11 protein-coding genes are annotated in these 18,728 nt (G+C 65.7%); 6 read left to right on the forward strand and 5 right to left on the reverse strand.

The genetic code is table 11. From position 1 onward, the window contains the following. Positions 1–7,128 (reverse strand): LamG-like jellyroll fold domain-containing protein, encoded by a 7,128-nt coding sequence (locus IZR01_RS52895; RefSeq protein WP_194922496.1) that lies wholly within the window; start codon positions 7,126–7,128, stop codon positions 1–3. 897 nt (positions 7,129–8,025) lie between these two features. Here IZR01_RS52895 and IZR01_RS00845 point away from each other — a divergent pair. Further along, a complete protein-coding gene (locus IZR01_RS00845; protein ID WP_194922497.1) occupies positions 8,026–9,921 on the forward strand; it encodes a DUF8189 domain-containing protein in 1,896 nt (631 codons plus the stop codon). Between the two features lie 122 nt (positions 9,922–10,043). Here IZR01_RS00845 and IZR01_RS00850 read toward each other — a convergent pair whose 3' ends face one another. Both IZR01_RS00850 and IZR01_RS00855 read right to left on the reverse strand, forming a co-directional pair. Next, entirely contained in the window at positions 10,044–11,060 is a 1,017-nt protein-coding gene (locus IZR01_RS00850; RefSeq protein WP_194922498.1) for a GNAT family N-acetyltransferase, read from the reverse strand. Between the two features lie 99 nt (positions 11,061–11,159). Continuing rightward, complete coding sequence (locus IZR01_RS00855; RefSeq protein WP_194922499.1) at positions 11,160–11,801, reverse strand: hypothetical protein; 642 nt, start codon at positions 11,799–11,801, stop codon at positions 11,160–11,162. 141 nt (positions 11,802–11,942) lie between these two features. On the opposite strand from IZR01_RS00855, the gene IZR01_RS00860 reads away from it, so the two are divergent. Then, positions 11,943–12,563 (forward strand): TetR/AcrR family transcriptional regulator, encoded by a 621-nt coding sequence (locus tag IZR01_RS00860; RefSeq protein WP_194922500.1) that lies wholly within the window; start codon positions 11,943–11,945, stop codon positions 12,561–12,563. On the opposite strand, the gene IZR01_RS00865 is transcribed toward IZR01_RS00860, so the two are convergent. Continuing rightward, the gene (locus IZR01_RS00865; protein WP_194922501.1) at positions 12,532–13,212 is read right to left on the reverse strand and encodes a DUF3159 domain-containing protein; all 681 of its coding nucleotides are present in this window, start codon (positions 13,210–13,212) and stop codon (positions 12,532–12,534) included. The genes IZR01_RS00860 and IZR01_RS00865 overlap by 32 nt on opposite strands. A 78-nt stretch (positions 13,213–13,290) precedes the next feature. On the opposite strand from IZR01_RS00865, the gene IZR01_RS00870 reads away from it, so the two are divergent. From IZR01_RS00870 to IZR01_RS00880, 3 genes are all read left to right on the forward strand, one after another. Continuing rightward, positions 13,291–14,550, forward strand: coding sequence for an alkyl sulfatase dimerization domain-containing protein (locus tag IZR01_RS00870; RefSeq protein WP_194922502.1), 1,260 nt, complete (start codon positions 13,291–13,293; stop codon positions 14,548–14,550). A gap of 404 nt (positions 14,551–14,954) precedes the next feature. Then, the gene (locus IZR01_RS00875) at positions 14,955–15,329 is read left to right on the forward strand and encodes a MerR family DNA-binding transcriptional regulator (RefSeq protein WP_194922503.1); all 375 of its coding nucleotides are present in this window, start codon (positions 14,955–14,957) and stop codon (positions 15,327–15,329) included. A 348-nt stretch (positions 15,330–15,677) separates the two neighbouring features. After that, positions 15,678–16,484, forward strand: a complete 807-nt coding sequence (locus IZR01_RS00880; RefSeq protein ID WP_194922504.1) for an SDR family oxidoreductase — start codon at positions 15,678–15,680, stop codon at positions 16,482–16,484. Positions 16,485–16,538: 54 nt separating this feature from the next. Here IZR01_RS00880 and IZR01_RS00885 read toward each other — a convergent pair whose 3' ends face one another. Then, the gene (locus IZR01_RS00885; protein ID WP_194922505.1) at positions 16,539–17,216 is read right to left on the reverse strand and encodes a CGNR zinc finger domain-containing protein; all 678 of its coding nucleotides are present in this window, start codon (positions 17,214–17,216) and stop codon (positions 16,539–16,541) included. A gap of 173 nt (positions 17,217–17,389) precedes the next feature. Here IZR01_RS00885 and IZR01_RS00890 point away from each other — a divergent pair, with 173 nt between their 5' ends. Next, the gene (locus IZR01_RS00890) at positions 17,390–18,682 is read left to right on the forward strand and encodes an MFS transporter (protein ID WP_369125464.1); all 1,293 of its coding nucleotides are present in this window, start codon (positions 17,390–17,392) and stop codon (positions 18,680–18,682) included. The last annotated feature ends 46 nt before the right edge of the window (positions 18,683–18,728 follow it).

The following is an 18,728-nucleotide window of genomic DNA, read 5'->3' on the forward strand; positions in this document are numbered from 1 at the left end:
TCAGCCACCGTCACCCATGTTCTGAAGTGCCTTGATCAGGAAATGCATCTCCGCTGCCCGGTTTGTGCTCATTCCCCACTCTCCCGCATTCATACTATCCATCGCGCTCTGCGTCTTGGCGATCAGGTCAGCACGGAGCGCGGGGTCTGAGTTGAGAGCGTCGAGAGCTGTCTGAACATCTGCCGCCGATGCAGTTCCAGTTCGGAGTCGAATCGCTTCGGCTCCGATGCTACCGCCGCCGTTGGGAAATATTCGCACTTCGTTTCTGCCGACATGCACATGAGCACCCTTTGTGGCCCAGTCCTGAAATGCCGGGGAAACCGTGACGCCGCAACCCTGCGTATTGTGCACCAGCACCGGCGCGTCGCCCGCGACCACATAGTACGTGTGGAGGCCGTCGATCGTCAGGTCGTAGGTGGTCTGGCTGGCGTGGAACGAGTGGACGCCGGAGACGGTTACTGTTCCGTCAGGAGTTTCAAGCGTGTCGCCGGGTTTTAGATCTACGGCTTGGACGAACGAGGCCTTGCCGACCGAGTAGAACGGGTGGTGCTCTGTCGTGTGGATCGTTTGATCGCCGCGCGAAGTGGCAACCGTCACGTCGGTGAAGTCGTGATCAGTGTGGGTGACGATAACCGCGTCGACTCGGTGTTTCTGCTCGAGCCTCGTTGCGGGATCAGCGTTTGATATTACGTCGCCAACCTTCACGGCGCTGATGGGTTTGGAAGTTCCGTCTGCCATCAACACCGGCGTGGATGCCGTAAAGGAATGTGGTTGCGCACACGAGCTCAATGCGTCGCCAGTGTCCTTGGCGCCATTTTCCGCTGCGTCCTTGGCGCCAGTCTCGAGCGCGGCCTCACCCGCAGCCTCAGCTGCCGCTCGGTCTGCGGCCGCCTCACCGCCTGTGAGGACAGTCGCGCCCACCGTGACCACCGCCGCGCCACATCCACTCACCGATGGTCGTGTGGCACAGCCGACCACGTCGGAAGCTCCGGTGTCGTGGTAAACAGCCTTCACGACACCCTTCAAGAGATTGGTGTCGCCGGGATTGGCCGCCAACTCGTTGCTCTCGCCCTGCAGGATGGCAGAGTCCAGGTCTTGATCCGCCTGCTGGAATGCGTTTATGCAATCCTGGCCGATAGCTTGAGTACAATTTCCAGTTCCGCTGCCGCCTTCAACCGCCATCAGGCCACTGGGGTCGGTAACCGTCACCGGGTTGTCGCCTGCGTAGTCGTACGCATTGAGTTGGCTTGGGCTCGCGCTGTTGACGGGGTCGGGGCTGATGAAGTGGCCGGTACTGGGGTCGTAGTAGCGTGCCCCGTCTTGGATGAGTCCCGTGCCGTAGTCATCAACATGGCCGAGGAAGCCCTTGTCAGTACTGGGCTCCAGGACGTTGCCACCGCGTTGTGCACCGTAGGGGGTGTAGAACTGCCGGTTGACGGCTCCAGTGGTGGCGTTGACTGTGATCTGCGCGCTGCCCTGCGCATCGTTGAGCAACCAAGTCAAAGTGCTCGGGGTACGTTCGGCGATGGTCGTTCCGCCGACAACGTAGGTGCGGTCTGCGGCAACGGCGCTCCCGTTCAGCACGAGTTCTTCGTTACCCAGGAACAAGGTGGCTTGGTTGGTGCCCGGGTCGTGCCGTATCAGGCGCGTTCCATCGGCGGCGTAAACGAACGATGTGCTATTCGCCCCCTGAGTAACGCTGGCAAGCTGTTGCTGCTCATCCCAATCCAGCGTGGACGAAGCACCACCAACCGTCCGCGACGTCATGTCCCCGTTGGGGTCGTACCCGTAGGTGTCGCCGCCCTGGTTGGTCAAAGCGTGGACGTGGTTGGGGTCGGTGTACTGCCCGATCTGCGTAGTCGCGGCGATGTTGTCCGTGGTCTGCACGATGTTGCCCAGGCCGTCGATGCCATAGGTGACGTCGTATGGCGACGGCCCGTAGGTGTGGTTCGCGGAAGCACAGGTAGTGCTGTCGGTGGTGAAGGCCTGCGTCATCTGGGACTGGCCGTTGTAGGCGAAGCACTGGTTCTGGACCGGGCTGTCGATCGAGGTGACGTTGCCGGCGGCGTCCCGGCCGTAGGTGTCGGATTGGATCTGGACGGTGCCGGCACCATTGGTCGTGGTGGAGGCGATGTTGGACAGTGCCTCGGTGTCCGGCTCGTAGCTGTAGCCGCGCACGGTTTGGCCCAGCCCGGCGTTGCCGAGGGTGCGGCCAGTGATCCGGCCCAGGCCGTCGAAGACAGTGCTGGTGACGTACGTTCCCAGGTCGCCGTTGACGGTTGTCGGCTGGCCGATGTTGTCGTAGTTGGTGGTGACGGTCTCGGCTGCCAGGCCGCCGGCGGCGGGGTATTTGACCGTGTTCTGGTGGCCGGCTGCGTCGTAGGTGATCGACTCGGTGTAGGTACCGGCCAGCGCACCCTCGGAGGCGGGGATGTTCCAGCTGGTGCCGAGCGAGCGGCCCTGGTTGTCGTAGCCGTTGCCCGCGACGGTGTAGGCGCCCCCGGCACTGTAGGAGGTAGCAGCGGAAGGCTTACCGAAGCCGTTGGCCTGGTTGTCGTAGGTGTACGCCTGGGCCGGGTCGACGGACCCGTCGATGGCGCCGTTCTTGTACAGCGTGGTGGCCTGAGCGCTGGTCAGAGCGCTGCTATAAACACGCACATCAGAGATGGAACCGTTGAAGAACTGGCTGATCGCGCCATTGGCGAACCCCGCGCCGATCGTCAGAGGCCCGGTGGATGCGATCGGACTTGTGTCCTTGGCGCTGCCAGCCTGCTGGCCGTTGACGTACAGCACCATGTTGCCGCTGGACGCGTCGTAGGTGGCGACCAGGTGTGTCCAGCTGCCGGTGCTCGACGAGGCGGAGGCCGCGGTGTCGTGCTGCGAGCTGGGGTCGTCGGCCTCGTGCCGGCCGAAGCTCCATCCGGTCGGGCTCCAATTGAGGTCGAAGCCGCCGGTCTTGGTCGCCTGCTGAGTCAGGATCGTCTGGGTTCCGGTGCCGTTGGTGCTCTCGTTCACCCACGCCGACACAGAGAAGGACTTAGTGGTGTCGACGATCGAGGCGGCGGTGGAGTCGGAGGCCGTGGTGCCGTCGAATTCGGTGGCGAACAGGCCCGGCTTGGGACCGGCTGCCACTACAGTCTCACGTGCCGGGGGCGCGCCCGAGACTGTGGACTCGATCGCGCTGTGCTGGTTGCCGGAGGCGTCCGCTGCCACGTTGGGGGTGTCGCGGTTGGGCGCGGACTCGTTCAGGTACCACACTCCGACGGCGCCGTCGTTGATATCGGTGACCGTCTTGCGGTTCGCCGAATCATAGGCCGTGCTCAGCAGCGCGCCCTTGGCGTCCTGGGTCTGGATGACGTTGCCCGCGCCGTCGTAGTGTGTCGCCGACGCTCCGGTGTCGGGGTCGTTGGCGGTGAGGCGGCGGCCCATCCAGTCGTAGGTATAGGTGGTTTGGTGGTTGGAATTGTCAGTGATACCGGTCTGATCGCCCAGAACGTCGTAGCTGTATTTGGTGACGGTTGTCGAGCCTGCGGGCCCGGGCTGGTCGACCTCGGAGGTGTGGCCGAAGGCGTCGATCTTGGTGGTCGTGTAGGCACCGGCCGGAGCCGGCGGGTTCACCGTGGTCTGGTCGGCGTAGTAGGTGGTCGTGGTGGATTCCGCCAGACCATTGCGGGTGACCGGCTGCCGGTTGTAGAAGTTGCTCGTCTTCCACGGCCGGTTCAACTCGTCGTACCACGTCTGCGTGGAGACCCCGTCATTGGAGTTACCCGGACCCCACAGTTGGTACGTCCCCGTGGCACCTGGCAGGAAGTTCGGGCCTTCAGTGAGCGTCTTACGGCCCAAACTGTCATAGCCCACGGTTGAGACCGAGTACCCACCGGTGGTCGGCGTCTGGGTCTCGATGGTGCGGCCGAGACCATCGACGAAGGTGTAGGACGCGGAATAGGAACCGTCGGCCTGAAGGCGCTGAGTCTCGGTGTTCGCCGGCACGTTCGTGTTCGCGCCACCGCTGCCGGAACCACCGTTGGGCTTGGTGTAGGCGATGTTGTAGGTGAACTTGTACGACGGGGAGCTCGTCGAGTCACCCGGCAACCTGACCGTCAGCAGCCGACCGAGACCGTCGTAAGTCTCGTAGGTGGAGTTGCCGTTGGAGTCGGTCACCGTCACCGGCAACTGGCGTGCCACATCGTAGTTGGTGGTGGTGGCGTGTCCCTCGGCGTCGGTGGTCGTGACCGCGGCCGCCAGACCATAGGCCGGGCTGTAGACGGTGGTGGACTGGTTGCCGTCAGCGTCGGTGCTGGAGATCGCCCGCCCATAGGTGTCATAGGCCGCCGTAGTCGTGACCGTCTGGTTCATGCCAGGAGCCTTCACCGTCTTGGTGACGTCACCCTGGATCGGCGAGGAACCCCACGTCGACTGGTTGTCGTAATACAGGAACGTCTCAGCAGACAACTGGCCACTACAGGTACCAGCCAGTGTCTTAACGTCATACGGCACCTCCCACGTGTGGTCCGCAGACTCCGAGAACGTGGTGGCAGTGCAGTACTCGTTGGTGTTGACACCGGTCTCGCCGTAGTGCTCCAACTGCGTGACGTTGCCGTACGCGTCGATCGCCGAGGCCGTTTGGATCTCGCGGGCACCACCGGCAGCCTTCAGCCCTTGCGAGAAGTCATTGTCGTTCGTGACCTGATACGCGTTGTGCGTGCGGTCGTTCGGAAGCGGATAGCCGGTGGCCGTTGTCCTGAGCAGATACTGGTGCTGATCCCATGTGACCGGCGGCCCGCCGTCAGGAGAATACTGGATGTGCTGCAGCACCTTCCCGGCCAGCGCGTCGTAGTCTGGCACGGCATTTTGAGTCACGTTGTTCAGATCTGGTCTCGGAGTGATCGTTTCGTTCCGATACGCCTTGGTGGAGGCTATCCAGTCGTCAAACTGTCCTCGATAGAACAGATAATCGTCGACCGTCTCCATCGTGCCGATGGAGAAGAACGCACCGTTGGCATTAGGTTCACCCTTGACGACTTCGACGAGACCGTACCCTCGATAGTCGTCGTAATACGGAGACTTCGACACCAGCGGCACGCCCAAGTGCCATGCTGTGCCTTTCGTGTCCACATTCGGCCGATAGTGCGCAGTATTCTGGCCGTAGAGGTACTGCGTGTTCTCCACGAACTGATCGCCGGTGCTGGAATCAGCGACCAGATCGAAGGTACTCGTGGCAGTGACCTGATACTTGATGTACCACTCGTACGTGCTTGGGTCCGGCGCGGTGGGGGTAGGCGGGTCTGGCTCCTCGAAACAGTCGGCGTAGGAGGAGTCCTGGGCCGGCGGCGTCGCCGCGACACAGGCGCTGGGCGTGCCGTATTGAACGTCAGTCTCCGCACCAAGCTCGTTACTGATCGCTGTCAGCCGATACATGTCCAACGGCCCCGAATTCGCGGGGGTCGATGTCAACAGCCGGTTGTCGAACTGGGTGCCGTAGGTGTACACCGGCGCTTCATCCGTAGCCCCGGCGTCCCAGCCGTGATGCTGAATCTTCCCAAGCCACAACGCCGTTGTCCCACCGCTGTCGCTGCCCGGCGGATCCTGGTTGGAAGTGGCCGGGAAGAAGTACCCGAAGTCCCAGGCGTCCACCGAACGCATGCCGTTGGTAACCGGATCGAAGACGTTCGTGATCACATGCGACAGCGCGTACTGAGACCAGAACGACGGCCCCGAGTTGTTCGCGCACGGCGCAGCACTGCATTGCAAGTCCCATGGAATATCCGGCCACTGCGACGCCGTCGAGTCAGACAGCGGCTTACACGGATCAGGATAGTAGGAGACCGGGTTGGCACCGCCCATATTGCAACGACCGCCGTAGTACAGAATCACCTGGCCGACGGCGTTGCCGATACCCACCATCCCGTAATCGATCTCCGCCAGGTACCCGCCCCGAGTGTAGGAACCGGTCCCGGTCCCGTTACGCATGTCGTATAGGTTCGACTCGGTGTTGTAGAAGTACCGGGACGTCGTCCCGTGGCTGTCGACGACCTTGTCCAGCATCCAACGCCAAGGCATCATGCAGTACTGGTAGTCCGGGCCCGTGCCTCCGGAGTTGCAAGCCGGCGGCGTCGTACCGCCGAAGCTGAACACCGGCACCAGCCACGCCGAATTGGGCGACCGGCCGTTCCACGTCTCGTCGTAGCCGAAGTAGTATTTCGTGCCGTCTTGCGTGGTGATGACGATGTACTCACCGGGCGCGTTCGGGTCGTTGTCGCCGTTGGTCGCACCCGTCAGATCCTGAACGGCCCAACCGTTGTCGTCCTTCAAACGCCAGCCACTGGTGGTGGTGTCACGGATCAACTCAGAGGTCGTGCCGTTCAGCGACACCGTGAGGTTGTCGTTGTCCCAGCACTCGTCCATCGACGGGCCGTTATTGGCCACGATGCCCTGGACCGCACACGTCTCATAGTCCCGCTGCACAAAGTTCTGACCCACCGACCAGCCGATCCCCGAGTCAGAAGCCTGCGGGTTGTTCGCCTTGGTGTGGCCGTCGACGCTTTGTGAGTTGTAGTTCAGGCTGAGGCTCGGGGTCACTGCACCGGGCACAGTCGGTGCGGCCATCGGATACGAGTAGGTAAAGGCACCCGAGTTCAGGTCAGTCTTCCACTTGTCTCCGGCATTCAGCGGCGAGGCCGCGTAGTTGCCATTCGGCGATGTCGTCGTGGTCATCAGCACGTAGACGGAGCCCGCAGTGTCCGCCTTCGGGGCACTACCGGTTGAAGAAGAATCTGCTGCTGCTATCGCAGTCGGGTCACCATCCGCGGCCACTGTCGCGGTCAGCATTCCAGCGCCGGTATTGTTACTTTCCTTCACCGCCGTCGACACGGAGCAACCCGGCGCTGTGGGAGTCGTCAAATAGCAAGAGGGGTAGGCGAAAAGCTGGAGCCGCCCAGCGAAATCGCCGCCGTAAGCGTTCCGGAAGCCGGAATAGTCCACCTTCACCGAGACCGGAGCCTGCTTCACCGCCGCGGACTCTTGCCCGGTTTTCTGCAACGCTCCAGCATCTGAACGGGTCACCCGGAAGGCAACGCCGACACCGCGCAGTTTCGAGACTGTCGCCTGGTCGAACGCCTCCACCTTCACCTGCGAAGGGCTGGATGCATCCACTGGCTGTGCAGCGGCCGCATGCGCCCTGCCAGCTATAGCACCGGCTGCCGCATCTGAGACAGACACCGCGGACATCCCCGCCTTCGCCGGTGTGCCGCTCAGAGACACTGTCGTCGAAGCGGCCTGCGGCCATACAGGCGCAGCAGCCTTCGGCGTTCCCGCCATCGGCTTGTGATCCGGCGACTTCGGCTTCGGCAACGCACTCGGCTTCACCGGCGTAAGCGGTTTAGCACTGCTGGACGCTGTGGTCGCGGCCGCCGCCGGCGCAGCCACAGGCGACAACATCGTGATGGCAGTAGTAGTCGACAACACGAAAGCTAGACCCGTGCTCAACCACAGGCGACGGCCCATGAACCCACCCCAGAAGATTGCGAAACGACGAGATTGACGTGCACCCCACAGGGCGGGCGACTAGGCCAAGGAAGCAGACACAGGCAGCCATCCCCCGGATACTTAAGTAGTCGATCAACGAGGCAACGGCAATACGTTCGAGTCGAGTCTTTACCGATCCTTTAGGTCACCTAGAGTGAGTTCATCTATTGACACCCATGACTAGCTCGAAGATTATTCACCGCACCACGGACCTGTGTTTGAATACCGGACGGCAACCAGGGTGGTGGCCACGCGGGGGGCCTGAAGACAGACAGGCAACTGTTCTACACAAGCTGACAAGCCCCTGCGATACGTCGAACTACTTGCTTTCGACACGACAACAAGGGGGCAACCATGCACGCCATCAGAAGGCAAACACGGACGCGGGCAACGTTAGCCATCACCACAGCCGCAGTCCTCAGCTGTGGGGCTGTAATAAAGAGCGAGGCACCGCCAGCTCACGCAGCTGCCGCAATCGACCCCACCTCGTACGTCAACATCGTGGCGCACGAGGACGACGACGTGCTGTTCCTCAACCCCGACCTCGCCGCACCACTGCGGGCCGGGGACCCGAACGTCACGATCATCCTCACCGCCGGTGAGGCCGACGGATCCCCCTTCACCACTCCTGCTACTTCTCAGGCCGACTTCGCCGCACAGCGCGAGGACGGATCCCGCGCCGCGTACGCCAAAATGATGGGCCTGGCGGACAACTGGACCCGGCAGGACGTCATCCGGCCCACCGACGCCGACTACGAGATGGACACACTCGTGGGGGCACCGCAGGTCAAGCTGATCTTCCTGAACATCAAGGACGGCGGCGACCCGAACGAACTCGACGACCTCACCAACCTCGACAGCGGCGCTGTCTCATCGATCTCGACGTTCGTCCCCAACAACCCGGTGGTCACCCCAACACCGCAGGTGTACTCCAAGCAAAGCTTGATCAATACCCTGGATACGCTGCTCAACCAGTTCCAACCGACGGTGGTACGGACCCAGCAGCCCAGCGACATCTACAACTATGCCCTTGACAACGTCGACCACCTCGCCGCCGCAAGCTTCGCCGACCAGGCGATGGCCGGCTATCACGGCCCCGGCGGCGACCGGCACGTGATCCTCGAGCACTTCCGCGACTACGCCGACAACAACATGCCGGACAACCTGTCCTCCACGCAGCGCAACGACAAAGAGACGATCTTCCAAACCTACGAGGCGCACGACGCAAACGCTTACCACTACGACACCGACAGCCCAGACCCGGACTACAAGAACTGGCCAAACCGTCAGTACCAGCGCTGGCCCGCCGGCAGCGCTTGGAACGCCACCGACGCCGATGGTCGCATCGAAGCCTTCGCCGTCGAAGACGGCACCGTCATGCGGTGGTACCAGACCACACCCGGCGGGTCATGGACCGGCCCTGAGGCGCTGGCCGCGCCTGGGGGCGAGCTAGCGCCTCAGTTGAGCATCGTCCGGAACACCGACGGGCGCCTGCAGGTCTTCGCCATGCAGTACGACTCCGTGGCCGGCACCAGCAACGTAGTCACGGCCGCACAGACGACCCCTGGATCCTCATTCGGAGGCTGGACCAACCTGGGCAATCCGAACGGAACGGGCGATCAGACGGGCTTGCCTGCCGTCGGTGTCAACGCCAATGGAGACCTCCAGGTATTCGCCAAGAACTACTACGGCGGCGTCAGTACCCTCGTACAGTCCAGCCCGGGCGGCTCCTTTGGCACATGGACCGACCTAGGCGGCGGTAGTGGCGTTCAGGACGGTCTGTCAGTGGCCTCCGACAGCGCCGGCAGGATCCAGCTATTCGCCAAGCGCTGCGACATCCCCGCCGCCCAGACCTGGGGCTACCAGATCGTGTCGTGCTGGCTCGCACACTGGAGTCAAGGCACGGCCAACGGCACCGGAACCTGGGACGCAACCGAGTGGGCGAAGGGCGGTATCAGTGACCAGCCCGTCATCGGCCGGAACCAAGACGGCCGCCTCCAAGTCTTCTTCCGCCAGGCTGGCGGCAGCGACGTCGAAACCGTCGCAGAGAATTCCGACGGCAGCTGGAACATGACACCCGTCGACTTCTCCGGCAACGGCGGCACAGGCAGCGTCGCGGTGGCCACCAACACCGGCGCCGACGCCCGAATCTTCATCTTCGAGCGCGACAACTCCAGCGGCGTCAGCGTCACCCAGCAGAGCGCCGCCAACGGCACCGTCAACAACCTCTGGACAGCGATGGGCGGGCTTGTCGAAGACCTGCCCGCCGCAGCGGTCGATTCCAACGGCAAAGTCGTGCTGACCACCCTGGGTACCGACGGTCGGCTCGATATCCAGACTCAGGAGGCAGCGGGCGCTGCGCTCACATTCAGCGGCTGGCAACCTGTCGGTTCCTAACCGCGAGAGGCAAGTCGAGCCGGGGCCGGCCTTGAGGCCGGCGTCGGCTCGACTCGAATGTGCTGCGGCTGACCGCCGTCGAGCAAAGACGTCCAAGGCCGAAGATCTCGCCTCGCTAGTCCCTATCTGCTCTCCACCCGCTTGGCTACCGCGGCTATCTCGGCTTCGAACTCGGCCAGGGTCGCCGTCGTCTTATAGCCAAGGGCGTGGTTGATGCGGATCATGTGGGCGTTGTCGTAGGCGGTTTGAGTCGAGACGACCGCGATCGCGGGCCGTTCGGGCGTTAGCCAGCGCAACATTGCGCCCTTGACGGCGAGGCCGAGGCCGTGGCCTCGAAAGTCGACCGCGACGGCGGTATCGCCTTGGAAGGCCTGGTCGGGCCGGCTGGCGAACAGCTGGATCTCGGTGATGCCGGCTACCTGGCCGCTTGATTCATGCACGGCCACGACGACGCGATTCTCGACGTTCCGCGCCCGCAGGTCTGCTTCGTGGGTGCGGACACGCTCGGGTGTCCAGTCCTCGAACTCGATCGAAGAATCCCCGATCGGCGCGTCCAGGATGGCGGTACGAGCGCGCGCGTACTGCTCAAGCAGTTCGTCAGGGGCTCCGCCAATCCAGCGCTCTAGGCGGAATCCGTCAGGAACACGGCGTTGCCAAAGGGCCGGCGCGACTTCGGGGAGGTTCAGGGTCTGGCGGACATACGCGTGGGTTCGGGCGAAGCCCATTTCCGTTGCCCACAGCTCACCGGAGGCGTCGGCTTTGACGTTCTCCCCAACCGCGACGGTCCGGCCGTGGGCACGCAGGGCCGGGAGCATCGCCCGCAACAGCGCGGTGCCTGTGCCCTGGCGCCGCCGCGTCGGCGTCACGGCGACGTGCAGGGAGGCCAGGTGGCGATTCTCCAGTTCCGGGTAGGTCGCAGAGCAACTGCCGATGATGTGGCCGTCATCCCGCGCCACCCAACGCTCTCTTGGTCTCGTCGCCACCGCGGGTTGGCACACCAGCGTGACGTACCCCTCGAGCGTCGGCACCGACTGGTCGGGAAAGTCCAACGCCATGACGGCCGTCATCACCCCGTAATGCTCGGCGAAATCGTTATCAGAGGCAGATAACGGATCAAATAGGCCGATCTCCACCGACATGATGAGCTCCCTTTCTCGAAGACGTGTCGAGTGACGCCAACGTGACTAAAAATGACCTTGCACCTCAAGATCTTGATCCTTCGTGCGATCGTTCGACTTCTACGGTGTGCCGACCCAACCACCACCCTGCGGTCGCTCCTCGGGCCACAGCTGGACCGCCTGACCGGCGGCAGCGACTACGGCGGCACCGTCGATCTCGTGGCGCGCCTCGGTGATGCCCTCAGCGAGCCAGGACATGACGATGGTGACGGGCCCCTCCGGCGGCAGCGGGTGGATCCAGTAGCTCATGTTCCAGGACGTGCCGCCGCCACCGCCTGACCCGGAGAGCAGGACCACCTCCTTGTCAGGGTCGAGTTCGCTGAAATAGTGACGCCGCTGGTTGGAGGCGGCACGACGCCCGTCCGCGAAGAGGACGCCCACACGCAGGTCCTGTGAGGGATCTCCGGGCTCCCTGACGCTGACGTTCCTCATATAGTCCCGGTGGCGGCGGTGACCCAAGGGGTCGATCCGGTCCCCATCGCCTCGGCACCGGATGTGAACCGAGAACTCGAAGCCGCTCGGATACACCGACAGGCCGCCGATGGAGATGGCGAGCCGTTCATCGCGGACGATGATGGCGTTCTCGGCCATCGCGGCCGGCAAGGCGGCGACCGGCTTCATCCACGTCGGCCGTGGCGGTGCCTGCGCGGGCTCGGCCAGGTGCGCGGGCGCGGGCTCGGGGAAGTCGTCGAAGAAGGTCATGACTCTCACCATGGCAGAGCACTGATGTGTAGGCAGCGGTCTTGAGCCATACCGTCGGTTCCGGCAGATGACAGCACGAGTCGAAGCGCAACCCGCGACGACGATCACGCGGCCCGCGATAGACAGTCCACAATGGTGGACATGTCCACCAGCCGCGCCCTCAGCGCCGCCGCCCCCGCGGCCGACCGGCCCGCTCGGCGCCGGGACCCGGAGGCGACCCGTGCCGCGATCATCGACGGGGCGCTGGCCTTCGTTGAACAGCACGGGCGAGCACCGACCGCCAAGGAGATCGCCACGCAGGCGGGGGTGTCGGAGCGGTCCGTGTTCGTGCACTTCGCCGACTTGGACGAGTTGCGGCGCGCGGTCGGGCTGCGGCAGGCCGAGCGGTGGAAGGCGCTGGCGGCGCCGATCGATCCGGTCTGGCCGTTGGAGCGGCGGGTAGAGGCGCTGGTCGATCAGCGGTGCCGGATGTATGAGCTGATGACGCCGGTGCGGCGGGTGGGGTTGTCGGAGGAGGGGGTGTCGTCGGCCGTGGCGTCGGTGATGGCCGCCGGCGACGCCTGGTTCCGCGCCGACGTCTCGGCGGTGTTCGCCGGCGAGGCCGCGGCGCTCCCGGCGGCGCAGGAGCCGGGTGGGCTGCTGGATGCGGTGGACGCCGCGGTCAGTTGGGCGGCCTGGGATCATCTGCGGCACCGGCGCGGACTGTCCGCGGCGACGACGTCCGCGGTGCTCAGGCGGACGGTGTTGGCTCTGCTGGCTTGATCGGCGCGGCCACCGCGGCCTCGGCCACCGCACGACGGATCAGGCGCCAGCCGAGCCACCCCACCGGGAGCCACATCGGCGGTCCGAGCACGACCCGGACCACGGCGAGCGCGAGTGTGTCGTTCGCGAGGTAGAGCGGGACCTCGATGGACAGGTGGACGGCCCATAGAACCAACCAGACCGACGTGGCCTGGACATGGCCGCGCAGCAGGCCGGGAACGGCGCGCAGGTCGTCCACCGGAACGCCGAGGGCCCGCAGGAGCGTCGCGGTCGCGGGCCGATGCGCCGCCAAGGACACCGCGAACCAGGTCGTGAGGGCGAAGTTGCCGATCAGGTCGGGCAGGAACAGGTTCACGCCCCGCCCGGTCCGGTGCACGACCGTGGCCGCGATCAGCAGCACCGCCAGCGCCACCAGAGCGGGCCGCGGTCCTTCCCGGCGGAGGACTCGGAAGCCGCACAGCATCGCCGCGACTCCGACTGCCGCGGCCACGCCCGCGCCGGTACCCGCCGCGAGGAAGCCGGCGATGAACGCCGCCACCGGAGCCGAGCCGTCGACGATCGGCCGCCAGCCGATGCGCTCGCGCAGCGCGCTCCACAGGTCGGCGCCGGCCGGCTCAGGCCGTTGACTCGTCGGGCTCGTGGGACTCATCGTCGAACACCTCCGGGGCGTCAGGTGAGCGTGGCCACATCTTGACGCCTATTGCAGTGACACTGCAATAGTTGGGACATGGACACCTTGCGAGACTTCGCCGAGCAGATGTGGCAGGGCCGGGGCGTGATGCGAGGCCTGATGCCCGAAGGCGCCCCGACCGCCCGGGCCTTCGCGCTCACCGGGCAGATCGCCGTCGTACCGGACTTCGCCAACATCACCGCCTTCGCCACCGACGACGGCCTGGTGCTGGTCGACACCGGTCTGGAGCTGACCGCGCAGAGCATGTACGACGCCATCCGCGCCTGGTCCGACCAACCGGTCCGCTACGCCGTGTTCACCCACGGCCACGTCGACCACGTCTTCGGTCTGGGCCCGTTCGACGCCGAGGCCGAAGCCGCCGGGCGGCCCAAGCCGGTCGTCGTCGCGCACGAAGCGGTCGCCGACCGCTTCGACCGCTACGCGACCACCGCCGGCTACAACGCGGTCATCAACTCCCGCCAGTTCGGCGTCGACGACCTGGCCTGGCCGACGACCTACCGGCGCCCGGACCGGGTCTACCGCGACCACTTCGTCCTGGAACACGGCGGCCTGACCTTCGAGCTGCACCACGCGCTGGGCGAGACCGACGACCACACCTGGGTTCACGTACCCGAACTCGGCGCGCTGTGCCCGGGCGACCTGTTCGTCTGGGTGTCCCCGAACGCCGGGAACCCGCAGAAGGTCCAGCGCTACCCCGCCGAGTGGGCCCAGGCCCTGCGCACGATGGCCGAGGTCGGCGCGGAACTGCTGCTGCCCAGCCACGGCCCGCCGATCTTCGGCGCCGACCGCGTCCGTGAGGCGCTGACGTGCACCGCCGAATACCTGGAAGCACTGATCGAGCAGACCCTCGGCCTGATGAACGCGGGCCGGCGGCTGGACGAGATCATCCACACCGTGCGGCCGCCGGACCACCTGACTTCGAAGCCTTACTTGCAGCCGGTGTACGACGAGCCGGAGTTCATCGTCCGCACCATCTGGCGCCGCTACGGAGGCTGGTACGACGGCAACCCCGCGCACCTGAAGCCGGCACCGGAAGAACAGCTGGCCAAGGTGATCGCCCAGCTGGCCGGCGGCGCGGAACGCCTCGCCACCCGCGCCCACGCCGCAGCCGATGACGGCGACCTGCGCCTGGCCACCGACCTGGTGGAACTGGCCTGGCAAGCCGCACCCGACGACGTCGCCATCCACAAGAGCCGCGCCGAGATCTACGAAGCCCGCACGGAGGGCGAACGGTCGCTCATGGCACAAGGGATCTATCGCTGGGCCGCCCGCGAATCCCGCAGGGCAACGGAATAAGCGGGGCCGCAAAGCAAAACGCTATGACGCGCAGGTCGCCGGGTTCGGCTCTAGGTCCGGCTCCGGCTCCGGGTTCGGCGGAAGAATCACGGTGGTGCTGCGGCTGACCGAGAAGGGCTGCACGGAGCGTGGATGAGGTCTTCGGCCACCACAGCTCGAGCCCTGACACCGATGCCCGTCACAGCGGGCACCGTTGCCGACAAAACGATTCCGTTCCGCCCGGACGGCGGCATCGGCTGCGAGTACGGCCGTGGTACCGCGGGCGATCCGTTCGACGTGGTGTGGCAGGCGTTCGTCACCCCGGTGACAAGACGCGGGCGCCGGTCCGGCCCGACAACGGCGGGCTTGAACCGAACGCTACGTCAGGTCCTAACGGGGAGAACGCACCCCCGAAAGGACGGACGATGACAGAAGCGGACGGACAGTGGCGAGTCGGCGACCTGGCCCGAGAAGCAGGCATCACGGTGCGGACGCTGCACCACGACGACCGGCTCGGGCTGCTGAAACCGTCGTCCGACCAAACGGTACAGCCGTCGATCAGACAATTCCTTCAACTCATCGAGGAGACGGCCACCATGACCGAGCTACTCACCCCAGAGCAGGTCACCGCCCTGATCGAGAACCGCAGGACCCAGATGGAGCAGCTCGGCACAGAAGAGTTCGCCGCGCTGGCCGCGCGTCGCGAACACCACGTCGCCGCACTCAGCTCACAGGAGAAGGAGCAGTTGAACAACCGCCAGCGCGCGGTCGCTCGGCCTACCGGAGACCCGCAGGCCTGACCCGCCGAGCATCTCCCAATCCGCGGGTTCGGGATTCAAGCCCCTGGCGGCGCACCCCTAGCAAACCCCAGCTCACCTAGCGTGAGCTGGGGTTTTGCATTCTCTATCGTGAACTGACCGGGCCAATTGAATTCGCCCTGTCGGTACACCAGGCAAGAGGGGGTCTCGCATTACCCGCATCACCAGGGTCTCCCAGGCGTCTAAAACGCCTGTCAACCTGGTTGAGTCGAAAGCGCCGACAACACTCCATGGAAACGCATTGCGGCGCGGCTTTACCCCATCAATTCACTGCCCCCGAATGCGCGACCGTGTCGGCGCATTCTTCCACGACAGAAGGAACGGCGAGCAATGGCGGACAACCAATTCACCACTCACACAGAACTCTTCGATCTAAGGGGGAAGTACGCCCTTGTCACTGGTGGCACCAGGGGCATCGGGATGATGATCGCGCGCGGCCTTCTCCAGGCGGGCGCCCGCGTCGTCATCAGCTCACGCAAGGCAGACGCGTGCGCGGAGGCACAGCATCTACTGTCCGAATTCGGCGACGTCCAAGCCATCCCCGCCGACCTGTCCAGGCACGACGAGTGTCAGCGCCTTGCTGATCTTGTCAGGGCCGACTCCGAACGCCTGGACATCCTTGTCAACAACGCGGGAGCGATGTGGCGCGAGCCGCTGGCGACGTTCCCGGACGAGGGCTGGGACTCAGTGATCGACCTCAATCTCAAGTCGCCGTTCTGGCTGGTGCAGGCGCTGCTCCCCGCACTTCGCAGGGCGGGCACCCCCGATGATCCCGCGCGGATCATCAACATCGGCAGTATCGCCGCCATCCACGTCGCCGAGGCGCCCAACTACTCGTACGCCAGCAGCAAAGCGGCACTCCATCAACTCACCAGAGTGCTTGCCAGGGAGCTGGGTCCACAGCACGTCACGGTGAACGCGATAGCACCGGGAGTGTTCCCGTCGCAGATGATGGCGTCCGCGCTCGATGCCATCGGCGACAAGATCGTGGCGGCGGCCCCGCTGCGCCGGATCGGCCGCGACGACGACATGGCGGGTATCGCCGTGTTCCTCGCCAGCCGGGCTGGGTCCTACCTCACCGGCACCATCATCCCGGTGGACGGCGGCATCGCGACGACCGCATCGGGTACCCCTTAGATTCCGGGACGGGCTTACCCCCAGAGCCGACCTGACAGAGTCACATGCCGACCCTCAACGCGGGCTGTGCCGGCTCCGGTAGGCCGCGACGCTGGCCCGGTGCGCGCAGGTTCGGGTGCAGTACTGCTTCGAGCCGTTGCGTGAGAGGTCCACGAAAGTGGCCCGGCAGGTCGGCCCGGCACAGACGCCGAGACGACTCGGACCGAACGTGGCGATCACGGAGGCCAGTGCGCTCAGCGTGGTCGCGGCCAGGTGCGTCGAGCAGCGGTCGGTGTCGGAGGTGACCTCGGTCCACCAGCGGTCGTGATCGTGGCGCAGCTCCGGGGTGGCGCGGCTGCGACGCAGACCGCCATTGATCAGAGCCGCGGCTCCGACCGCGTCGGTGCTCGCTTGTTCGAGCACGGCACGAACCGTCTCACGCAACGCGCGGACCTCGGCCAGGTCGGCGCGGGTGAGAGGCTGCCGCAGACCGGCCCATCGGTCTGCGGCCGAGCTCGCGGGTCCGGTCGGCCCGGTCGGCCCGGTCGGTTCGGTCGGTTCGGTCGGTTCGGTCGGTTCGGTCGGTCCGCTCGGTTCGGTCGGTCCGACTGATCCCGCCGGGAAATGCTCATCAAGGAAGTCCCGGAGCTGCTCCACGGTCTCGAGCGTGTCCTCTCCCTTGATCGGTCTCAAGGTGTTGGCAAGATCGACGGCCGTCTGGACCGCCGAGGGTTCGTTACACCCATTGAGCATTTGACGTGTCTCCTCGCGTCTCCTAGCGTGACACCCATAGAGCAAGTCACGTGTCACAGCATACCGGGGAGGAGACGGCGATGTTGCAGACGATCCCGTCTGGAACGACGCTCGGCGGCGGATCGAACGCATCGAACGCTCTGAACGGGCGCCGGCTGGGGCTGGCCCTGGGGGTGCTGGTGCTGCCACAGTACGTAGCACTGGGAGCGCCGTCGGTGGCGCTGCCGACCATCGGCCGCGAGCTCGCGGTGCCGTTCGGGGCCACCGCCTGGATCCTCGCCGCATGGTCGCTGACCTCCGCGCTCGCGATGCCGGTCGCGGGTCGGCTGATAGCCCGGTGGAGCCCCTTCCGAGTACTCGTCGCCGGGGTCGTAATACTCGCGGCGGGCTCGGCGCTCGCGGGACTCGGCCCGACGCTGCCAGTGGTGATCGTCGGTCGACTGATCGGTGGCGCCGGGGCGGGTGCGACCGTGATCGCCGTCTTCGCCGCGGCCACCGCCCTTCCCGGCAGGGAACGGACCCGCGCCCTGGGAATCATCGCAGCCGCCAGCGCGACGGCATCGGCGTGCGGGACCCTGGTGGGCGGGGCGGTCACCGCCTGGCTGGGGTGGCGTGCCGTGCTCGCGATCCCGGTCCTCACGCTGCCCCTGCTGCTGGTCGCATCGGCAGGTAGGCACACGTTCACGCGGATCGGCGGCGGTGAGCAGGACGGCGCGGCCGGGCGATTCGACTTCGCCGGCGCGGCCGTGCTGTCGGTATTCGCCGGCTCGTTGATCACGTTGCTCCAGGCACACTCGGTCGGTCTGCCCGCTCCGGTCACGCTCGTCGTGGCTGCCGCCGGGGCGCTCGCCGTCGTGGGACTGTGGTGGCTGGTTCGACGCAGGCCGGACGGGTTCGTGCCGCTGCGGGTGATCGCGGCCCGCGGCTTCGTCTCGGCCGGGCTCGTCGGCGGGACGGTCTTCGCCGGCTACTACGGGGTGCTGTTCCTCGCTCCGTCGCTGATCGAGCAGGCCACGGGCGGTGGCGCCCTGGAAGCCGGCGCGCTCCTGGTCCCGGCCGCCGCCTGCTCGGTGCTGGCCGGGCGGCTGGTCGAAGCCTTGACCGCCCGGTTCACCGGTTGGCAGGTGTCAGCCGGGCTCGCGGCACTCACCGTCGTCGGCGTGCTCGTGGTCGCGACCCTCGATGGGCCGATCCCCGTCGTCGTCGGCGCGGCGCTGACCGTATGTGGGTTCGCCGGTGCCCAGGCCACGCTGGTGGGCCTGGCACCGGAACTGGTCGCCGCGCGCGACCGCGACACCGCACAAGGCCTGCTCAACTTCATGATATTCCTGGGCGGCGGGATCGGTCCGGCAGCCGTCGCGGGCCTGTCCGGCATCGTGTCGGCACCGGCGGCCCTCGGCGTGCTCGCGGCACTCCCCCTGGCCGGACTCGTCCTCAGCCTGACCCTGCGCCCCGGCGCCGGCTGACGGCTGACGGCTTCGCCCTGCCCTACATCTGATCCGATCGATCACG

It is taken from the genome of Catenulispora pinisilvae, assembly GCF_015356865.1.
Lineage (GTDB): Bacteria > Actinomycetota > Actinomycetes > Streptomycetales > Catenulisporaceae > Catenulispora > Catenulispora pinisilvae.

What these genes read in the sequence shown, in the direction of transcription:
- IZR01_RS00850 (WP_194922498.1), bottom strand. Translation starts at nt 11,060, where the DNA reads ATGTCGGTGGAGATCGGCCTATTTGATCCGTTATCTGCCTCTGATAAC.
- IZR01_RS00885 (WP_194922505.1), bottom strand. Translation starts at nt 17,216, where the DNA reads ATGCTCAATGGGTGTAACGAACCCTCGGCGGTCCAGACGGCCGTCGAT.
- IZR01_RS00855 (WP_194922499.1), bottom strand. Translation starts at nt 11,801, where the DNA reads ATGACCTTCTTCGACGACTTCCCCGAGCCCGCGCCCGCGCACCTGGCC.
- IZR01_RS00865 (WP_194922501.1), bottom strand. Translation starts at nt 13,212, where the DNA reads ATGAGTCCCACGAGCCCGACGAGTCAACGGCCTGAGCCGGCCGGCGCC.
- IZR01_RS00860 (WP_194922500.1), top strand. Translation starts at nt 11,943, where the DNA reads ATGTCCACCAGCCGCGCCCTCAGCGCCGCCGCCCCCGCGGCCGACCGG.
- IZR01_RS00880 (WP_194922504.1), top strand. Translation starts at nt 15,678, where the DNA reads ATGGCGGACAACCAATTCACCACTCACACAGAACTCTTCGATCTAAGG.
- IZR01_RS00870 (WP_194922502.1), top strand. Translation starts at nt 13,291, where the DNA reads ATGGACACCTTGCGAGACTTCGCCGAGCAGATGTGGCAGGGCCGGGGC.
- IZR01_RS00875 (WP_194922503.1), top strand. Translation starts at nt 14,955, where the DNA reads ATGACAGAAGCGGACGGACAGTGGCGAGTCGGCGACCTGGCCCGAGAA.